Raw genomic sequence first — 18614 nt, forward strand, 5'->3', positions numbered from 1 at the left:
GTCGCCCCGAACTTCCGCGCCTCGTGCGCGTCTGCGGAGAGAACTCGTGTCGAATGCCGTCTCCGGCCTGCCCGTAGGGCGTGGCCTCCTCTATCTGATCGTCGCCGGTGTCGCCTGGGGCACCGCCGGTGCCGCCGCCTCGCTGGTCTACCGTGCCAGCGACCTGGGGCCCGTCGCCCTGTCCTTCTGGCGCTGCGCGGCGGGGCTCGTGCTGCTGCTCGCCGCCCGCCCGCTGCGGCCGCGGGTGCGCCCGGCGGTCCGCGAACCGTTCGCCCGCAAGACGCTGCGGGCCGTCGTCACCGGTATCGGGCTCGCGGTGTTCCAGACCGCCTACTTCGCCGCCGTCCAGTCCACCGGACTCGCCGAGGCCACGGTGGTCACCCTCGGCGCGGGGCCCGTACTGATCGCCCTCGGCGCGCGCCTCGCCCTCGGTGAACAGCTGGGAGCGGGGGGTGCCGCGGCCGTGGCCGGCGCCCTCGCCGGGCTCCTGGTGCTCGTCCTCGGCGGCGGGAGTGCGACCGTCAGTCTGCCGGGTGTGCTCCTCGCGCTGCTGTCCGCCGCCGGGTACTCGGTGATGACGCTGCTCACCCGATGGTGGGGACGGGACGGCGGGGCGGACGCGGCCGGTACGTCCGTGGGGGCGTTCGCCGTCACGAGCCTGTGCCTGCTGCCGCTCGCCCTGGCCGAGGGCCTGGTCCCGCACACCGCCGAACCGGTTCGGCTCCTGTGGCTCCTCGCCTACGTCGCGGCCGTCCCGACCGCGCTCGCCTACGGGCTCTACTTCGCCGGCGCGGCCGTCGTCCGCTCCGCGACCGTCTCCGTGATCATGCTCCTGGAGCCGGTCAGCGCGGCCGCGCTCGCCGTCCTGCTGCTCGGCGAGCACCTCACGGCGGCCACCCTGGCCGGCACGCTGCTGATGCTCGGCTCGGTCGCGGGGCTCGCGGTGGCGGAGACACGGGCGGCGCGGGAGGCGCGGACGCGGCCGGCGCCCGCGTGACGGCGGAGGCCTCCCCGGGGACCCCGCGCCGCCCGTGCGGGCCGGTGTCACCCCGGCCGGCAGGGAGCCGTGCCGACCGGGGTCACCCGGCCGAGAGGTAGTCCGGCAGGGCCGTGCCGGGTGCCAGGGCCGGGTCGGCGACCGGAGCGTCGTACCCCTTGCGCAACGGGACGAGACCGGCCCAGTGCGGGAGGGAGAGGTCCTCCGGTTCGTCGTTCACCCCGCCCGTGCGGAGCTTGGCGGAGACCTCGTTCAGGTCGAGGCGGATCACGGCGGTGGCGGCCAGCTCCTTCTTGTTGGCCGGCCGCGAGTCGCGGGAGCGGCCCGGGACGACGTGCTCGACCAGGGCGTCCAGGGCCGTGCGCCGCTCCTCGGGATCCGTCACCTCGTACGCCGTGCCGTGCACCACCACCGACCGGTAGTTGATCGAGTGGTGGAAGGCCGAGCGGGCCAGCACCAGCGCGTCCACGTGCGTCACGGTCAGGCACACCGGCAGGCCCGGGTCGGCCGCCCCCGTCATCCGCAGCGGGCGCGAACCCGTGGAGCCGTGCACGTAGAGCCGCTCGCCCACCCGGCCGTACAGCGTCGGCAGGACCACCGGGGCACCGTCGCGGACGAAGCCGAGGTGGCAGACGTAGCCCTCGTCGAGTATCGCGTGCACCAGCTCCCTGTCGTACGCGGCCCGCTCGGGGGAGCGGGTGGGGACGGTGCGGTCGGTGGGCGGGTAGGTGCCGGCGGGCTGCGGCGGCGTCCCCGTGGTCCCCTGCATGGCGCTCTCCATTGCACTAGTGCATAATCTTCTTTGTGCTAGGAGAGTATCGGATCACAGGGCGGGGCGCAGCGGAGATTTCCGCGAGCGTCGAGCGCGCGGTGGGCTCGGGAGAGCTGGAACCGGGGCAACCCCTGCCGCCGATGCGGGAGTTGGCGCAGCGGCTCGGGGTGAACCCGAACACCGTGGCCGCCGCCTACCGCACCCTTCGGGAACGCGGAGTCATCGAGACGGCCGGGCGGAGGGGCAGCCGGGTGCGCGCGAAACCGGCGACCACCGGGCGGGAGTTCATCCGCGTCGACGTGCCCGCGGGTGTGCGCGACGTGTCCGACGGCAATCCGGACCCGGCGCTGCTGCCCGCGCTGGGCCCCGTGTTCGCCGTGGCGGCCGAACAGGGCGACCGTGAACCGGTGCTCTACGGGCAAGCCCCCGTGGATCCGGAGCTGGCCGCCGTCGCGCGGGCCGAACTGGACGCCGACGGTGTGCCGGACGGGCCCGTGGCGGTGACGTCCGGCTCCCTGGACGCCATGGAGCGGGTCCTCGCGGCCCATCTCAGGCCCGGTGACGCCGTCGCCGTCGAGGACCCGGGGTGGGGCAGCCTCCTGGACCTGGTGCCCGCGCTCGGCCTGCGCACGGTCCCCGTCGGGGTCGACGACCAGGGGCCGCTGCCCGAGGACGTGCGCCGGGTCCTGGCGGCCGGTGCCCGCGCCCTGGTGGTCACCGACCGCGCCCAGAACCCGACCGGCGCCGCGGTGGGCAGCGCACGCGCGCGTGCGCTGCGGTTCGTCCTGCGCGAGCACCCCGGGACGCTGCTCATCGAGGACGACCACGGCCACGGCATCGTCGACCTCCCGCTGCACCCCCTCGCCGGTACGACCCGTCACTGGGCCTTCGTCCGCTCCGCCGCCAAGGCCTGCGGTCCCGACCTGCGGCTCGCCGTGCTCACCGGCGACCCCGTCACGCTCGACCGGGTGCGCGGGCGGCAGCGGCTGGGCCCCGGCTGGGTCAGCCGCATCACCCAGCGGGCCGTGGCCCGGCTGTGGGCCGACGGCGCGGTCGACGCCCGCGCGGTGGCGGGGGTGTACGGGCGACGCAGGGACGGGCTCCTCGGTGCCCTCGCGGAACACGGGGTCGCCGGGCACGGGCGCAGCGGCATGAACGTGTGGATCCCGGTGCGGGACGAGACGGGTGCCGTCGCCCGGCTCCTGCACGCCGGCTGGGCGGTCGCCCCCGGTGCCCGCTTCCGCCTGGGCGCGCCGCCCGGTATCCGGATCACCGTCTCGACGCTGGGGGAGCACGACCTCGGACCGCTGGCCGAGGCGGTCGCCGCGGCGACGGGTCCGGGGTCGGGTCCGCCGCGGAGCTATGTCTGAGGCGGGGTCGGGAGGGACCCGGGTGCCGGCCGGCGCCCGTGGCCTCGGCGCCGGGTGCCGTGCTTGTTCGCGGTCGGAGCGGTGCGTCGTGGGGGCCCCGGGTCTCCTCACGGAGCGTGCCGGTAGGTGTCCCCGGGTGCGGGTGCGGGTGCGGGTGCGGGTGCGGGTGCGGGTGCGGGTGCGGAGCTGGGCCGGGCCGGGCCCGGCGGCGGGGGTGTCCGGTGCCGTCGCGCCGTACCGCGCCGTACCGCGCCGTACCGCGCCGTCCTCCGCTCGGCCGGACGGCGTGGGGCGCGCGCCTGCGCCCGGGCGTGCTGCCCCAGGACCCTCCCGGGCCGCGGCGAACCGCCCCGGCGAACCCGGAGGCGGGTGACTCCCGGCACGGACGGCGGGCGATCCGGCGAGCTGTCCCACCGGGGCGTGACAGGGCACACGCCCGGCGCCTCGCCCCTCTCAGACCCGCGAGCCCTGCCGTACTCCCGTCGTCCCCCGAGTCTCCGGCGCGGGTGCGGCCCCGCTCCGGTCGGTCCTGGGCCGGGACTGGGTCAGTGCCGCGCCGGCGAGGACGACGGCCGCGCCGACCGGGGTCGACCAGGACAGCGACTCGCCGAGGAGGGCGACGCCCGCGGCCGTCGCGATGACCGGGGTGAAGTAGGTGACCATCTGGGCCGTCGTCGGGCCGACCTCGGCGACCAGGTCGTACTGGATCAGGAAGGCGAGCCCGGTGCCGAGGACGCCCAGGGCGGCGACCGTCAGCAGGGGGAGTACCGGGAAGCTGGTGGGCATCGAGGTGAACAGCGGTGTCACGACCGCCAGTTGCAGCGTGGCCAGGCTCAGCTGGGCGCCGGCCAGTGAGAGGTGGGAGTGGCTGGAGCCCGCCAGGGTGCGGCGGACGTAGATCCAGCCGACCGGATAGCTGAGCGAGGCCAGCAGGGCCAGCGCGGTGCCCGTGACGTCGAGGCCGTGGAAGCCCTGCCAGACGCCGAGCACGGTCAGGACGCCGAGGAAGCCGATGCCGAGGCCGGCCACTCGGCAGCGCGTCGGCCGGTCCTCGGACAGGGCGACCAGCGACAGGGCCATGCCCCACAGCGGCGAGGTCGCGTTGCAGATGCCCGCGAGGGACGACGGGATGGTCAGCTCGGAGAAGGCGAACAGGGAGAACGGCAGCGCGTTGAGGAGGAAACCCGCCACCGTCAGGTGCACCCACGTCCAGGCCCCGCGCGGGAGCCGCTCCCGCTTCACCGCCATCGCCGCGGCCACCACCGCCGTACCGAACGCCAGTCGGCCGAGCGTGACCTGGAACGGGGCGAAGCTCTCGGTGCCCACCTTCATGAAGAGGAAGCTGAAACCCCAGACGAGGGAGAGGAGCCCGAAGCGCAGCCGCCAGTCGAGGACGCGGCGGGCCGGGGAGGGGGCGGAGGGGGACGGGACGCTGCTGCTCATGCAGGCAACGATGAGGCAGCCGTCCTCGTAGCACAATCGATATTTCGCACGGGGTACCTCGTAGTATTGCTTACATGTTGAACCTGGAGCGCCTGCGGACCCTCGACGCCCTCGCCCGGCACGGATCGGTCAGCGGTGCCGCGGCCGGACTGCACATCACCACCTCGGCCGTCTCCCAGCAGATGGCCAAGCTGGAGCGGGAGGCCGGTCAGCGGCTCCTCGCCAAGAACGGGCGGGGCGTACGGCTCACGGACGCCGGGCGGCTGCTCGCCGAGCACGCGGCCCGTATCCTCTCCCAGGTCGAGCTGGCCCAGGCCGACCTGGAGGCGCAGCGCGGACAGGTGGCGGGCGAACTGAGGCTGTCGGCGTTCCCGACGGCCGCCCGCGGACTCTTCCCCGCCGCGCTGGCCGCCCTGCGCACCAAGCACCCGGCACTGCGCATCCGCTCCTCGGAGCTGGAGCCGGAGCGCGGCATCAACGGCGTGGTGCGCGGCGACCTGGACCTGGCCGTCGTGCTCGACTGGTACAACAAGCCGATGCCGCTGCCCGACGGACTCGTCAAGGCGCCGCTCCTGGACGACCCCGCCGATGTCGCCCTGCCCGTCGGCCACCGGCTGGCCGGCCGGGAGGAGGTGGACCTCGCGGAGTTCGCCGAGGACGAGTGGATCACGTGGGGCGAGGGCGAGTTCTGCCACGAGTGGCTGATGTTCACGCTGCGTTCGAAGGGCATCGAGCCGATCGTCGGCCATCGCGCCGCCGAGACGCACACCCAGCTCGGGCTGGTCGCCGCCGGGCTCGGCGTGTGCATCGCACCCCTGCTCGGCCGCCATCCGATGCCCGCCGCGGTCGTCACCGTGCCGCTGAAGCAGCGGGTGCGCCGCCATGTGTACGTCGTCTGGCGCGCGGACGCCGACCGCCGCCCGTCGATCCGGGCGGCGGTGGACGCGCTGCGGGCGACGGCGCGGGAGGTGGGCGAGGAGGGCTGAACGGCGGGCGGGGCGACGACCGCGCGGGGACGCCGGGCTACACCGGTGCCAGCTTGCGGAAGTCCCAGGAGACGACCTTCTCCGGCGTCAGCCGCAGCCAGGCGTGCCTGCCGTCGTGCGGCATCTCCTGGAGGCCGAAGTTCTTGCGGGCGAACAGCGTCTCCGGGAAGTCGAGTTCGGCGCACAGCTCACCGGTGCGCGGCGCCTCGCCCACGAACGCCACCCGGCCGGACAGCTCCACGCCCCGCAACTCGTCGTACTCCTCGCCGGTGTCGACGACGATCGCCACCCGCGGATCGCGCCGCAGGTCCGTCCAGCGCCGGCTGCGCACGACCGAGTACAGCCACATCGAGGCACCGTCCCAGACGAACCACAGCGTGCTCACGTGCGGGGCGCCGTCCGCCGAGACGGTGGCGACCCGGCAGGTGCGCTGGGCGGTGAGGAACGCCTCCAGCTCGCCGGGCGTCATCATGATCCGGCGCCCCCGGCGCTGCGTCACGGTCATCCGGCCAGCCGGATCGAGTCCCCGCTGACCGTGATCTGCACGGCGGGCAGCGGCTTGGGCGCGGGACCGCCCTGCACACTGCCGTCGGTGATCGAGAAGCTGCTGTTGTGGCAGGGGCAGTTGATGAGCCCGTCGGCCACGCTCTTCACGGCGCAACCCTGGTGGGTGCAGGTGGCGGAGAAGGCCTTGAAGTCGCCCGCCGCGGGCTGGGTCACCACCACCTTCTGGTCGGGGAAGACCTTCCCGCCGCCCTCGGGGATGTCGGCCGTCGCCGCGAGGGCGGCCCCGGCCCCCGCGTTCTCGCCGCCGCCCGAACCGCTGCCGCCCGCCTCCTGGGAGGGGCTGCCGGAGGGAGCCGTGCCGCTGTCGCCGGACGCGTCGTCGTCCGAGCCTGAGCAGGCGGCCAGCACGGCGGTGAGCCCGGCCGCCCCGGCCGCCGCCACGACGGTACGACGGGCCGGTCCCGCTGTGGGATGAAACGATGCGCTGGTCATGCTGGGGTCCCTTCCGGGGTGGATGCGTGATGATCTGCCGAGAGGTACGGCCCCGCGGCGCTTGTTGTTCAGAGCCGGCAGCCGTCCGTCGCCGACCGATGCCGGGCAACTCGGCTGGAACTCCCCGAGTCGTACCGGGCGCCGCAATTACTTGCGTGTCCGTGCCGGTGAGACCCGGATAGGCGCGCGCCGGGCCGGTGCCTAGGTTCCCTTTCGCGAGACACCGTCGCACCGATTCCACGCCCCGGGAGGTGTGGACGACGCGAAAGGTGGCTTGCACTGCCTTGTCATGCGCACGACACCCCACGGAGATGCCCATGAAACCCATGAAGTTCGACGTCCGTGCCATACGGGGGCTGCTCGCCGCCGGTGCCACGTCCGCCCTGCTCGTAGGCGCCGCGGCCGCCAACGGCGCGGCGGCCCCCGTACCGCCCGACGACCGGGGCCACATCGTCGGGGCCGACCGCGCCGGAGCCGTCGAGGGCTCCTACATCGTCACCCTCGAGGACAACGTCGCCAGAGCCGACATACCCGCCTCGGCCAAGGCGCTGGCCCAACGCCACGGAGGCAGCCTGCAATACACGTACACCACCGCTCTGCGCGGCTTCGCGGTGAAGATGACCGAGCAGCGGGCCGAGGAACTCGCCGCCGACCCGTCGGTCGCCCGCGTCGAGGCCGACGCCGTGGCCTACGCGGTCGGCACCCAGCCCAACCCGCCCTCGTGGGGCCTGGACCGCATCGACCAGCGCGACCTGCCGGTCGACCGCTCCTACGCCTACCCCGGAGGTGCTCCGGACGTCACCGCCTACGTCGTCGACACCGGAGTCCGCCTCAGCCACCACGACTTCGGCGGCCGCGCGGTCAGCGGCTACGACTTCATCGACGACGACTCCAACGCCTCCGACTGCCAGGGCCACGGCACCCACGTGGCCGGCACCGTCGGCGGCGCCTCCCACGGCGTCGCGAAGGACGTCCGGCTGGTCAGCGTGCGGGTGCTCAACTGCCAGGGCACCTCGGGCAACACCTGGGCGCCGGTCCTCGCGGGCATCGACTGGGTCACCCGGAACGCCGACGGCCCCTCGGTGGCCAACATGAGCATCGGCGGCGGCCGGACCCAGTCCGTCAACGACGCCGTCGCCGCCTCCATCGCCTCGGGCGTCACCTGGGTGGTCGCGGCCGGCAACAACAACGCCGACGCCTGCTCGTACTCGCCCTCCTCCACCCCGGCCGCCGTCACCGTCGGCGCCACCGACAGCCGCGACGCCCGCGCCAGCGGCTGGTCCAACGGGCAGGGCTCCAACTACGGCTCCTGCCTGGACATCTTCGCCCCCGGCGACGACATCGTCTCCGCCTCCAACGCGGGCGACTCCGCCTCCCGCACCGAGAGCGGCACCTCGATGGCCTCCCCGCACGTCGCCGGTGCCGCCGCCCTGCTGCTGTCGGCCCACCCGGACTGGTCCCCCGCCCAGGTACGCGACCGACTCGTCGCCGACGCCACCTCCGGCAAGGTCACCGACCCCCGCAACGGGTCCCCCGACCGCCTGCTGTTCACCGGTACCGGTGACGACACCCAGCCGCCCTCCGACGGCCAGCGGTTCGAGAACACCGACGACTACCCGATCCGGGACGGGGCCACCGTCGAGTCCCCCCTCACGGTCACCGGCGTCGACGGCAACGCGCCCGCCGACCTCTCCGTCACCGTCGACATCCGCCACACCTACCGCGGCGACCTCAGGGTCGAGCTGGTCGCCCCCGACGGCGACGTCTTCCTGCTGAAGGACTACGCGGCCTACGACGGCACCGACGACGTCCGGGGCACGTTCGCGGTCGACGCCTCCGGCCGGCCCGCCAACGGCACCTGGAAGCTCCGGGTGAGCGACAACTGGGTCAACGACACCGGCCAGGTCGACGCCTGGTCGCTCCAGTTCTGAGCCGCCCCCCTTTCCCACCCCCCCCACACGAAAGGACACGACATGTCCGTGCTCAAGCGGGGAGCCGGAGCGCTCCTGGCCTCCCTCCTGCTGGCGGCCCTGCCCTTCACCGCCGAGGCGGCCGAGACGGCGGCCCCCGTCCCCGGCCCGCCCGCCGCGTCGGCCGAGGCCACCGCCGCGACCGAGGGCGTCCCGCTCACCGGCGACCGGGCCGGGTCCTCGGCGACGGCGCGGCCGGCGGACCAGTCCCCGCCGAAGCAGTCCGCGGGCGTCCCACAGGCGAGCTGGTACTACCACATCACCGCCTCGTGCCGGGGCTACGAGAACGCGATCGTCGCCGGCGCCGACTACTGGGGAGGCGGCGTCCGCACCGCGTCCAGCGGCACCCCCGTCTCCTGCACCAACGGCTATGTGGCGGGCTGCGGCATATCCAACGCCGTCGGCTGCAACTGGAACTACGGCGGCCGCATCGCCCTGTCCACCATGGTGCGCGACTTCGCCCTGCTCTCCGCGCACGAGTTCGGACACAACTGGTACGACCACAGTGCCGTGGGCTGCGCGAGCTGGAACAGTCCCTATGACGTCATGAAGACGCAGATGTGCTGACGACCGCGTCGAGGACCCCCGTCCGGGACCGGGCGGGGGTCACGGCCGTGGCGGGTTCACAGCCAGCCCGCGCGCTGGGCCTGAAGGGCCAACTGGAAGCGGTTCGCGGCACCGAGGCGGGCCATGAGGATCTGGAGACGCCGGAACAGCGTGCGCCGGCTGATGCCCAGCTCGCGGGCGGCGACCTCGTCGGTCGCACCGGCGGCCAGCAGCCGCAGCAGGCGCCGGTCGGCCGGCGCGAGCCCGGCCGGGCGGGCCGCGACACCGTGCAGCGGGACGGCGTCGCGCCAGGTCTGCTCGAACAGCGCCGCCAGCGCGGAGAGCAGACCGCAGGGCTGGACCACCAGCATGGTGTTGTGCACGTCCGCGTCCTTGATCGACAACGACACCAGCGCGAACGCCTCGTCGATGATCAGCAGCTTGACCGGCACCGACGGCAGCACCCTGGCCTGCTCACCCGCCTCGATACAGGGTTCGACGACGTTCTCGAGCTGTCCGGGCCGCTCCAGCGCCTCGCGCGCGTAGACGACCCGCTGGGTCACCCCGCGGGCCAGCGTCGCGAGCGCGTCGTCCGTCGCGCCCGCCAGGTGGACGTAGGGCGGGGACTCGAACTGCCGGATCTGTTCCCGGGCACTGGTCCACGCGTGACGCATCCGCGGACCGACGTCCTCCCCGGTGACGACCTCGACGAGGCCGTCGTTGCAGTCGGCGAGGCGCCGACGACGGAACGACTCGAACGCACCCCCGACGGCGATGCGCGACTCCTCCAGCTCGGCCGCCCGGTGCCGCGCGAGCACCTCCAGGCCCGCCGCTGGCGGCACCGGCGCCACGACGTCGGCGCCCCCGGCCGCGGCACTGGCCAGCCCGGTGTCCGCCAGCGTGGCGTACGCGGCGGTGAGCCGGGCCCCGCTCAGGCCGGTCGCCGCGCCGATCGCCTCCAGCGGGGCGGGGGACAGCTCCAGCAGGGCCAGGTAGACCCGGCAGGCCGTGGGGTCGAGCCCCAGTACGCGGAGGGACTCGCCGAGCTTCTCGTTCGCCATGAGGCGATTATCGGCCCGACCGGTCCCTCGTGGCCGATCAGTGCCACTGGCACTTTTGAGCCCCGCAGCCCGCCACCAGGCGGTACCGTCCGGGCGGAAGAACCAGCGAAGGAAGGTGCACGACGTGGCGAACCGTCGGAAGAACAGCCTGTACCCCACGCTCTCGGCGGAGCTGTCCGCCCTGATGCGCACGGGCTGGGCGGACACGGAGCGGCACGACCTCCCGCCCGCCGAACAGGCCCCGTACGCGGCCCTGCGCCGTACCGCGCTCTCCGCTCGGTTCCCCGGCGAACGGCTGGTGGTCCCCTCGGGCAACCTCAAGGTCCGCTCGAACGACGACACCTACCCCTTCCGGCCGTACTCCGGCTACGTGCACATGACCGGGGACCAGGCCCGGGACGGAGCCCTGGTGCTCGAACCCCGCGCGGAGGGCGGCCACGACGCCTACTGCTACCAACTGCCCCGGGACAGCCGTGACGACGACGAGTTCTGGACCGGCGCCCACGCCGAACTGTGGACCGGCCGGCGCCGCTCGCTGGCCGAGTCGGAGCGGGTGCTCGGCCTGCCGTGCCGCGACGTGCGCACCGCGGCCGCCGACCTGGCCGCCGCCAGCGAGGTGCGCACCCGGATCGTGCGCGGGGTCGACCCCGCCCTGGAGGCGGCCGTCACCACCGACGAGGAGCGCGACGCCGAGCTGGAGGACGCGCTGAGCGACCTGCGCCTGGTCAAGGACGCCTGGGAACTCGGGGAGCTGCGCAAGGCGGTGGACTCCACGGTGCGCGGCTTCACCGACGTCGTGGGCGAGTTGTCCCGGGCCGTCGCCTCGTCGGAGCGGTGGCTGGAGGGCACCTTCTTCCGCCGGGCACGCCTGGAGGGCAACGCGGTGGGCTACGGCACCATCTGCGCCGCCGGCGAGCACGCCACGATCATGCACTGGACGGACAACGACGGCCCCGTCCGCCCCGGGGACCTGCTGCTCCTGGACGCCGGTGTGGAGACGCGCTCCCTCTACACCGCCGACGTCACCCGCACCCTGCCGATCAGCGGCACCTTCACGCCGCTCCAGCGCGAGGTCTACGACGCGGTGTACGAGGCCCAGGAGGCCGGGATCGCCACGGTCAAACCGGGCGCCGCGTACCGCGACTTCCACGAGGCCGCCCAGCGCCACCTGGCGGCGCGGCTGGTGGAGTGGGGCTTCATCGAGGGCCCCGCCGAGCGGGCCTACGAGCTGGGTCTGCAGCGCCGCTTCACCATGGCCGGCACCGGTCACATGCTGGGCCTGGACGTCCACGACTGCGCGCGGGCCCGCACGGAGGAGTACGTCGAGGGCGTGCTGGAGCCGGGCATGTGCCTGACCGTCGAACCGGGCCTGTACTTCCAGGCGGACGACCTGACCGTGCCCGAGGAGTGGCGCGGCATCGGCGTACGGATCGAGGACGACCTGGTCGTCACCGAGGACGGTCACGAGAACCTGTCCGCGGGCCTGCCCCGCAGCGCCGACGAGGTCGAGGCCTGGATGGCCCGCTTCGCGGGCTGAGCCCGCGGACGGACTCCCAGACCTCGAGGACCTCGACGACCTCGAGGGTCTCAAGGAGGACCGGCGTTGTTCTCCGCGCGCAGGAGGTCGCGGCGGGAGAGGGCGCCGGTCTTCCGTATGGCACGGGCGACGTGCTGTTCCACCGTCCGCGGCGAGAGGTGCAGCACCACCGCGATCTCGCGGTTCATCAGGCCGCGGGCCGCGAGCTCCGCGACCTCCCGCTCCCTGGGGGAGAGCCGGTCGTCGAACGCGGGACGGCCCGGGCGGCGGGCCTGCGGGGGCTGGTGGGAGCGCAGCAGGGTACGGGCCCGGGCGGCGTCGTAGACCGCGCCGAGTTCCGTGTACTCCTCGACACAGCGCCGCAACGACGCGACGGCCTCGGCCCGCCCGCCGGCCGCACCTGCGGCACTGTCCGAACGGTCCCCGGCCGCCCCGCCGGCCGCACCGCAGGACTCCGCGCCGTCGACCGGGTGGCCGCCGGTGAGTGAGCAGCGTGCCGCACCCTCCGTCGTCAGGGCCCAGGCGTAGGGACGGGGCAGCTCCCGGTAGGCCGCCGCGGCCCTCCGGTACGACCCGGCCGCCTCCCGGTGGCGGCCCTCGCACTCCTCCAGCGCGGCCCGGCTCCACACGACGGCGGCCCGGGCGGACGGCGCTTCCTGCCCCTGAAGTCCCTGGACGAACTCCGCGGTCATCCGGCGGGCGGCGGCCACGTCCCCCGCCCGGGCCACCGCCTCCACCGCCCAGGGGGCCAGCTCCGCGGCCCACGCCCAGATGCCCTTCTCCGCCACGGCCGTCCAGGCCGCCCCGGCCTGGTCCGCCGCGCCCGACGGGTCGCCGCGGACCAGGGCGAGACGGATCAGCGCCCCCGCCGTGGCCGCGGCCAGCGGCATCCGCGTGCACTCCGGCGCCGGTGCCCCGAGCGCGGTCAGCCAGTGCACGGCCTCGGTCCAGTCCCCCTGGGCGAAGGCCAGCATGCCCCGCACCAGATGGGCGTCCGCCGCCACCACGGGCATGTCGGCGGTGTCGGCGACGAACCGCTCGCACCGCTCACCCAGCCCTGCCCACCGCCCGGACCACCAGTCCAGCAGCAGGCGGGTGCCCTGCGCCGTCTGCTCGGTGTACGAGGCACCGATACGGGCCGAGAGGTCGAGTCCCTCCGACAGCAGTTCCTCGCCCCACCGGTACGACCCCCGCCACAGCGCGGCGTCCGCGGCGTTGCACAGGCCCCGCGCCGCGTGCTCCCGGCAGCCGGCCGGCGGACCGTCGACGGGCAGGGCCGCCACCAGCTCACGGGCCCGCGGGTCACCGCAGGCCACGGCCAACGAGGCGTGGTTGGCGGCGACGGCGGCCCGCGCGACCTCGTTGTCACCGGCGTGGGCGAGCCCGGCGGCCCGGCGCAGCCACTCCCGGTGCCCCGCCAGCGTCCCCGTCGGCCACTCCGGCATGGCCAGCGCCACCATCGCCCGGGAGCTGAGCGCCGGACGCACCTCGCCCAGCTCCTCGACCGCCGACTCCAGCTCGCGCATCCCGGCGGCGAGGTCCCCGACCTGGTTCGCCAGCATCAGGCCCAGGTCCAGCCGCAGTTGCCCGCGGACGTCCACCGGCAGACCGGGATCGCGGACGGCCTGGGTGAGCACCTCCACCGTCCGGTCGGAGCGCAGCCCGACGACGGCGCTGCGGGCCAGCAGCGGGGCCAGCCGGGACCGGAACCGCGCCGGGACCTCAGGCACCGCCAGCGTCCGTTCCAGGAGCCCGATCGCCTCCTCGTGGTGTCCCTCCGCCACCGCGGCCAGCGCGGCCTTCTCCACCGCCTTCAGCCAGCCCTTGCGCCGGCCGGCGGACCCGCGGTGCCGGGCCACCTCCGCCCACGGCACCGGCCTGCGGCGGGCGAGCACCCGCGCCGCCCGCCCGTGCAACTCCTCACGCACCGGCCCGGGCACCCGCTCGCGCACGGCGGTCGCGGCGAGCGGCACGGAGAAGCCGTAGCGTCCCTGCGACACCTCCGACAGCGCCGCGCCGGCCAGGGCCGCGAGCAGCGCCTCACGGCCGTGCCCCGGGTCCGTCCCCGCCACGGACAGCAGTTCGTCCCGGCCGGCCGGTTCACCCAGCACCGCGGCCGCCCACACGACGGGCCGGTCCGCGGGGGCCAGCGCGTCCGTACGGCTCAGCACCAGTTCGGCCAGCCGCACCGGAACGCCGGCCGCGTCCACGTCGGCGGCCGTGCACCGGGAACCCGGGTCCGCGCGCAGCGCGCCGAGCAGGTCGGCCACCACCTGCGGCACCCCGCCGGAGCACGCGTGCAGCCGGGCGACCGCCTCGGGCGTCGCCCGTTCGCCCAGGACCTCCGAGGCGGCCCGGCGCACCCGGTCCACGCTCCAGGCGCGCAGCCGGTGCCGGAAGACCGCGAGAGCGGGAGGATAGGAGACGGCCGGGGCGCCCAGCGGCAGACCGCAGGCGCCCAACTCCTCGGGACGGTAGGCGACCACGGCCGCCAGCCCCTCCCACGGCCGCTCCAGGACCTCGCGCAGCCACTCCTTCTCCTCCGGTGCCGCCCGGTGCACGTCGTCCACCAGCAGAAGGGCGGGGCCCCCGCCCGTCTCCGGCCGCTCCTGCGCCGCACCGCACCGCCACCGGACCCGACGGGCACCGGCCGCCTCCGGCAGGCCGCTCAGTCGGTGCAGCGCACGACTCTTGCCCAGGCCCGCGGGGCCCTCCACGAGGACGAGGACCGAGCCGCTACCTCCGAGTGCCAGACGCAGGGGAGCCAGCCAGGGGGACCGTTGCACACCGGCCATGTCGTCGACCACCGCTTTCCGTCGGACCGCTAGGGGGTGTCGTTTGGATCTTGCCGGGGTCGCGGGCCCTGGCACGCACATCTGCGGCGTTGTCGTCGGTTGCCAGGGCTCCACCCTGTCGCCCTCCTCCGCCTTGCAGCTGCACGCTCCCCCACGCTCGGCTTCGCTCGCGCGGGAGGGGCCCCCATCGCCCCCGCTCGGGTCGGCCACAAGGCACCGTAGGCCGCGGCCGGCCTGATCCAAACGACACCCCCTAGCCGCGGACGCGCCGCCCCGCCGCCGGGCGGGCGTCCCGGGCGAACGGGGCGTTCTCCTGCCCCATCCTCAGCACGCGGCTTCCCGTCCGGGCAAGGGCGGCCCCCGCGGGCTCCACGACCCAGCGCGTGCTGCCCAGGCGTTCCCCGTCCGACGGGCGGCCCGGGAACGCCCCGGCGGGCAGCGTGACGACGGCCCAGCTGCGGGGGCCCGCCGGAGTGTGCTCGGTGCCGTGCGCCGTGCAGTGGGCGCCGACGAGCGCGAGGGCCCAGCCGTCCTCGTCATGGGCGTCGGGAGGATCGGCCCGCACGCGGGCCGAGGGCGGGGTGCCGTCGAGTACTTCGAGCACGTCGACGATGAGCTGGTCGCCCTCCATGTCGACGCCCACCGCGAGCCGCCCGGCCGGACCCTGGGCCGCCCGCCGTACCGCGCGGACGAGCAGCTCGCCGCAGACCACGGTGAGTGACCAGGCGGAGTCCTCGTCCAGGCCTAGGCCCCAGCCGAGCAGCGTCGTACGGACACGGCGGCGGCCCTCGCGGACGGCCGAGGGCACGGCGGGAAGGCGGAAGGACGCCGTCCGCGACGCCGTGGGACACGGATGGAAGACCGAGTTGGCCAAGGCAGGCTCCTGGTGCGAGAGCGGCGGGGAGGGGGCACGCGCCAAGGCGCGGCCGGCCGATGACGGCAACCTAGGGACCGCGGCCACCGCGCGTACATACGGACCCGGGCGCTACGGATACGTAAGAAAAGCCCTCCGCGGGGCGTGGGCCCGGGCCGGTCTCGCCGACGGTCACCCGCGGTCACTATGCTCACTCCAGGTCCGGGGGAAGCCTCCCCGCGGGGACGGGCAGGGCTGAAGAGACGGGTGGCCGGCACAAGTGTTGAGAGAGGTCCTCGCGACCCGCTACATCACGCCGTTGCGTGAGGGCGGCTCGCTGCCGGGACTCGTCGAGGCCGACGACCTCGGCACGTACGTCCTGAAGTTCACCGGCGCGGGGCAGGGCCGCAAGACGCTCGTCGCCGAGGTGGTCTGCGGCGAACTCGCCCGCCGGCTGGGCTTCCGGGTGCCCCGGCTGGTGACCGTCGACGTCGACCCGGTGCTCGGGCTCGGCGAGCCGGACCAGCAGGTGCAGGAACTGCTCAAGTCGAGCGGGGGCACCAACCTCGGCATGGAGTTCCTCTCCGGGGCGCTCGGGTTCGACCCGCTCGCCTTCGAGGTGAGCGCCGAGGAGGCCGGACGGATCGTCTGGTTCGACGCGCTGGTCAACAACGTCGACCGCTCCTGGCGCAACCCCAACCTGCTGCGCCTGCGCGGCGAGACCTGGCTCATCGACCACGGCGCCACCATGATCTGGCACCACAACTGGCCCGGCGCCGAGGCCTCCGCCGCCCGCCCCTACGACGCCGCCGACCACGCCCTCGCCCGCTTCGCGCCGGACGTCCGCTCGGCCGCGGCCGCGCTCGCACCGCTGGTCACCGAGGAACTCCTCGCCGAGGTCACCGCCGAGATCCCGGACGTCTGGCTGCGGGACGAACCCGGCTTCGCCACACCCGACGACCTGCGCCGCGCCTACGCCGGGCCGCTGCTCGCGCGGGCCGCCACCATCCACGAACGCGTCAAGGGGGTGCGGTGAGCGACCGCCACGTCTTCGAGTACGCGCTGCTGCGCGTAGTGCCGCGCGTCGAGCGCGGGGAGTGCGTCAACGCCGGCGTACTCGTCTACTGCCGTGCCAAGTCCTACGTCGGTGCCCGCACCCACCTCGACGAGGACCGGCTGCTGGCCCTGGACCCGCGGGTGGACCTGCCCGGGGTGCGCGCGGCGCTGCGTGCCGTGGAGGGCGTGTGCGCCGGAGGGGACGCGGCGGGACAGGCGGCCGAGGACGATCCCGGCCGCCGGTTCCGCTGGCTGATCGCGCCCCGTTCGACCGTCGTCCAGCCGGGCCCCGTCCACACCGGCCTCACGGCCGACCCGGCGGCCGAGACGGAACGGCTGCTCGAGTTGCTGGTGCGGTAGGGGCGGGGCCCGCCCGGACGATCGGCACGCGCCGCCCGGGCCGTGCGTCAGACGCGTCGGCGGCGCCTGATCACGTAGCCCGTCGCGAGCGCGGCGCCGGTGACGAAGCTCAGGCCGATGCCGATGTCCCAGTCGCTGGGACCGGTGCCCGAGGCGCCGCCCAGGCCGCCCTGTGTGCCGAGCGTCGGCGTCACGGCGGGGGAGGCCACGGGCGCCGGTGTGGTGACGACCGGGGCCGGGGCCGTGGTGGCCGGACGCGGCATGGAGGTGGCGGAGATCGTCGGGAGCTGCTCACGGCCCGGACGGGCCGCGCCGCCCGCGCCGTCGTCCGCCTCCCGGACCTCACGGATCCCGCCCTGGTCGAAGGGACCCTGGCCGGCGGAGTGGGACTGACCGGGCCGGTCCTGGTCCGGCTGGCCCTCGTCGAGGCGGCCCTCGTCGGGCCGGTTCTGGCCCGGTCCGCCTCCGTCGGGGCCGTTCTCGTCCGGCCGGACCTGACCCGGCCCGCTTCCGTCGGGCAGACCTCCGTCGGGCAGACCTCCGTCGAGGCGCCCGTCGTCGGCTCCGCCCGGGTCGAGCCGGCCGTCGTCGGTCCGGCCCTCGTCCAGCGGGGCCTCGGCGGACGGGTCTTCGTACCCTGCGTCCGGGCACAGCGGGTCCGGGCTGCCCGGATCCTCCTCCAGCCCGATCGGTACCGCTTCCTGGTAGGTGAAGCTCCGGCAGTCCGGCTCCAGGCTCGCGGTGAGGTCCTGGGCGGGTGCGGGGTCGGCCAGCGGCACGATCGCGGCGATCGCGACTGCTATGCCTGCTGCACCGGTTCGACGGCGCATGGACGCCTCCTTTCCGGCCACGGGTGGCTCGCGCTTCGACGCTAGGGGCCGGGCGGCCGGGCGGCCCGCAGCGCTGGGCCGATCGGGCGACCGAGGGGGAAGGGCGCAGGGCGGGGACCAGGTAATGGATCACACCGGCCCGGTGTCCCGTTGACACCGGGTGCCAGGGCTTCTAGCGTCACGTCTGCGGAAGGTACTAAGCGGTCGCTCACCCAGGGCGCACGCTCCGCACGGGCCGCATCCCCAGGACGAGGAGAAGCAGCGAATGTCCACCACTGAGCAGCGGGTCGCCGTAGTCACCGGAGCCGCGCGCGGCATCGGTGCCGCCACCGCCGTACGACTGGCCGCCGAGGGCCGCGCCGTCGCCGTCATCGACCTCGACGAGGCCGCCTGCAAGGACACCGTCGAGAAGATCACCGCGGCCGGTGGCAGGGCGATCGCGGTCGGCTGCGACGTCTCCGACGAGGCGCAGGTCGAGGCGGCCGTCGCGCGGATCGCCGAGGAGCTGGGCGCGCCGACGATCCTCGTCAACAACGCGGGCGTGCTGCGCGACAACCTCCTGTTCAAGATGAGCGTCTCCGACTGGGACACCGTCATGAACGTGCACCTGCGCGGCGCCTTCCTGATGACGAAGGCCTGCCAGAAGCACATGGTGGACGCCAAGTTCGGCCGCGTCGTCAACCTGTCCTCCTCCTCCGCCCTCGGCAACCGCGGCCAGGTCAACTACTCCGCCGCCAAGGCCGGTCTCCAGGGCTTCACCAAGACCCTCGCCAAGGAACTGGGCAAGTTCGGCGTCACCGCGAACGCCGTCGCCCCCGGCTTCATCGCCACCGAGATGACGAAGGCCACCGCCGACCGCGTCGGCATGGGCTTCGACGACTTCAAGGCCGCCGCCGCCACCCAGATCCCGGTCGCGCGCGTGGGCGAGCCCGACGACATCGCCAACGCCATCGCCTTCTTCACCGGCGAGGCCGCCGGTTTCGTCTCCGGCCAGGTCCTGTACGTGGCCGGCGGACCGCTCGACTAGGGAAAACGGAAC

At 74.7% G+C, this 18614-nt stretch carries 17 protein-coding genes; 9 read left to right on the forward strand and 8 right to left on the reverse strand.

Annotated features, from left to right (window positions below):
* Positions 1–46: 46 nt before the first annotated feature.
* Positions 47–997 carry a DMT family transporter gene (locus tag ACFYZ3_RS22800; RefSeq protein WP_388520668.1) on the forward strand — a complete coding sequence of 317 codons (951 nt, stop codon included), beginning with the start codon at positions 47–49 and terminating at the stop codon, positions 995–997.
* Between the two features lie 82 nt (positions 998–1079).
* Here the strand turns inward: ACFYZ3_RS22800 and ACFYZ3_RS22805 are convergent, their stop codons facing one another.
* Complete coding sequence (locus ACFYZ3_RS22805; RefSeq protein ID WP_388520671.1) at positions 1080–1766, reverse strand: pyridoxamine 5'-phosphate oxidase family protein; 687 nt, start codon at positions 1764–1766, stop codon at positions 1080–1082.
* 35 nt (positions 1767–1801) lie between these two features.
* On the opposite strand from ACFYZ3_RS22805, the gene ACFYZ3_RS22810 reads away from it, so the two are divergent.
* Complete coding sequence (locus tag ACFYZ3_RS22810) at positions 1802–3139, forward strand: aminotransferase class I/II-fold pyridoxal phosphate-dependent enzyme (RefSeq protein ID WP_388520673.1); 1338 nt, start codon at positions 1802–1804, stop codon at positions 3137–3139.
* A 453-nt stretch (positions 3140–3592) separates the two neighbouring features.
* Here the strand turns inward: ACFYZ3_RS22810 and ACFYZ3_RS22815 are convergent, their stop codons facing one another.
* Complete coding sequence (locus ACFYZ3_RS22815) at positions 3593–4582, reverse strand: DMT family transporter (RefSeq protein WP_388520676.1); 990 nt, start codon at positions 4580–4582, stop codon at positions 3593–3595.
* 74 nt (positions 4583–4656) lie between these two features.
* On the opposite strand from ACFYZ3_RS22815, the gene ACFYZ3_RS22820 reads away from it, so the two are divergent.
* Complete coding sequence (locus ACFYZ3_RS22820) at positions 4657–5568, forward strand: LysR family transcriptional regulator (protein WP_388520678.1); 912 nt, start codon at positions 4657–4659, stop codon at positions 5566–5568.
* Positions 5569–5605: 37 nt separating this feature from the next.
* On the opposite strand, the gene ACFYZ3_RS22825 is transcribed toward ACFYZ3_RS22820, so the two are convergent.
* Together ACFYZ3_RS22825 and ACFYZ3_RS22830 are read right to left on the reverse strand one after the other, a co-directional pair.
* Positions 5606–6073 carry a pyridoxamine 5'-phosphate oxidase family protein gene (locus tag ACFYZ3_RS22825; RefSeq protein ID WP_361006077.1) on the reverse strand — a complete coding sequence of 156 codons (468 nt, stop codon included), beginning with the start codon at positions 6071–6073 and terminating at the stop codon, positions 5606–5608.
* A complete protein-coding gene (locus ACFYZ3_RS22830) occupies positions 6070–6567 on the reverse strand; it encodes a Rieske (2Fe-2S) protein (protein ID WP_388520681.1) in 498 nt (165 codons plus the stop codon). The genes ACFYZ3_RS22825 and ACFYZ3_RS22830 overlap by 4 nt, the downstream gene beginning before the upstream one ends.
* Positions 6568–6884: 317 nt before the next feature.
* Here ACFYZ3_RS22830 and ACFYZ3_RS22835 point away from each other — a divergent pair, with 317 nt between their 5' ends.
* Both ACFYZ3_RS22835 and ACFYZ3_RS22840 read left to right on the forward strand, forming a co-directional pair.
* Positions 6885–8498 (forward strand): serine protease, encoded by a 1614-nt coding sequence (locus tag ACFYZ3_RS22835; RefSeq protein WP_388520684.1) that lies wholly within the window; start codon positions 6885–6887, stop codon positions 8496–8498.
* A 42-nt stretch (positions 8499–8540) separates the two neighbouring features.
* On the forward strand, positions 8541–9104 hold the full coding sequence (locus tag ACFYZ3_RS22840) for a hypothetical protein (RefSeq protein WP_388520686.1): 564 nt from the start codon (positions 8541–8543) through the stop codon (positions 9102–9104).
* Between the two features lie 56 nt (positions 9105–9160).
* Here ACFYZ3_RS22840 and ACFYZ3_RS22845 read toward each other — a convergent pair whose 3' ends face one another.
* Positions 9161–10144 (reverse strand): LuxR family transcriptional regulator, encoded by a 984-nt coding sequence (locus ACFYZ3_RS22845; RefSeq protein WP_388520689.1) that lies wholly within the window; start codon positions 10142–10144, stop codon positions 9161–9163.
* Positions 10145–10268: 124 nt separating this feature from the next.
* Here ACFYZ3_RS22845 and ACFYZ3_RS22850 point away from each other — a divergent pair, with 124 nt between their 5' ends.
* Positions 10269–11681: an aminopeptidase P family protein gene (locus ACFYZ3_RS22850; protein ID WP_388520692.1), complete on the forward strand. Its 1413-nt coding sequence runs from the start codon at positions 10269–10271 to the stop codon at positions 11679–11681.
* Between the two features lie 50 nt (positions 11682–11731).
* Here ACFYZ3_RS22850 and ACFYZ3_RS22855 read toward each other — a convergent pair whose 3' ends face one another.
* Together ACFYZ3_RS22855 and ACFYZ3_RS22860 are read right to left on the reverse strand one after the other, a co-directional pair.
* Positions 11732–14476 (reverse strand): LuxR C-terminal-related transcriptional regulator, encoded by a 2745-nt coding sequence (locus tag ACFYZ3_RS22855; protein WP_388520695.1) that lies wholly within the window; start codon positions 14474–14476, stop codon positions 11732–11734.
* 253 nt (positions 14477–14729) lie between these two features.
* Positions 14730–15350, reverse strand: coding sequence for an ATP-binding protein (locus ACFYZ3_RS22860; RefSeq protein ID WP_388520698.1), 621 nt, complete (start codon positions 15348–15350; stop codon positions 14730–14732).
* 259 nt (positions 15351–15609) lie between these two features.
* On the opposite strand from ACFYZ3_RS22860, the gene ACFYZ3_RS22865 reads away from it, so the two are divergent.
* Together ACFYZ3_RS22865 and ACFYZ3_RS22870 are read left to right on the forward strand one after the other, a co-directional pair.
* Positions 15610–16365: a HipA family kinase gene (locus ACFYZ3_RS22865; RefSeq protein WP_361006053.1), complete on the forward strand. Its 756-nt coding sequence runs from the start codon at positions 15610–15612 to the stop codon at positions 16363–16365.
* A complete protein-coding gene (locus tag ACFYZ3_RS22870; RefSeq protein WP_109030049.1) occupies positions 16362–16745 on the forward strand; it encodes a DUF3037 domain-containing protein in 384 nt (127 codons plus the stop codon). The genes ACFYZ3_RS22865 and ACFYZ3_RS22870 overlap by 4 nt, the downstream gene beginning before the upstream one ends.
* 47 nt (positions 16746–16792) lie before the next feature.
* Here the strand turns inward: ACFYZ3_RS22870 and ACFYZ3_RS22875 are convergent, their stop codons facing one another.
* A complete protein-coding gene (locus ACFYZ3_RS22875) occupies positions 16793–17575 on the reverse strand; it encodes a hypothetical protein (RefSeq protein ID WP_388520702.1) in 783 nt (260 codons plus the stop codon).
* 265 nt (positions 17576–17840) lie between these two features.
* On the opposite strand from ACFYZ3_RS22875, the gene fabG reads away from it, so the two are divergent.
* Entirely contained in the window at positions 17841–18602 is a 762-nt protein-coding gene (gene fabG / locus ACFYZ3_RS22880; RefSeq protein WP_087810511.1) for a 3-oxoacyl-ACP reductase FabG, read from the forward strand.
* The last annotated feature ends 12 nt before the right edge of the window (positions 18603–18614 follow it).

Source organism: Streptomyces sp. NPDC001599, from assembly GCF_042893535.1.
In the GTDB taxonomy this organism is placed as follows: Bacteria; Actinomycetota; Actinomycetes; order Streptomycetales; family Streptomycetaceae; genus Streptomyces.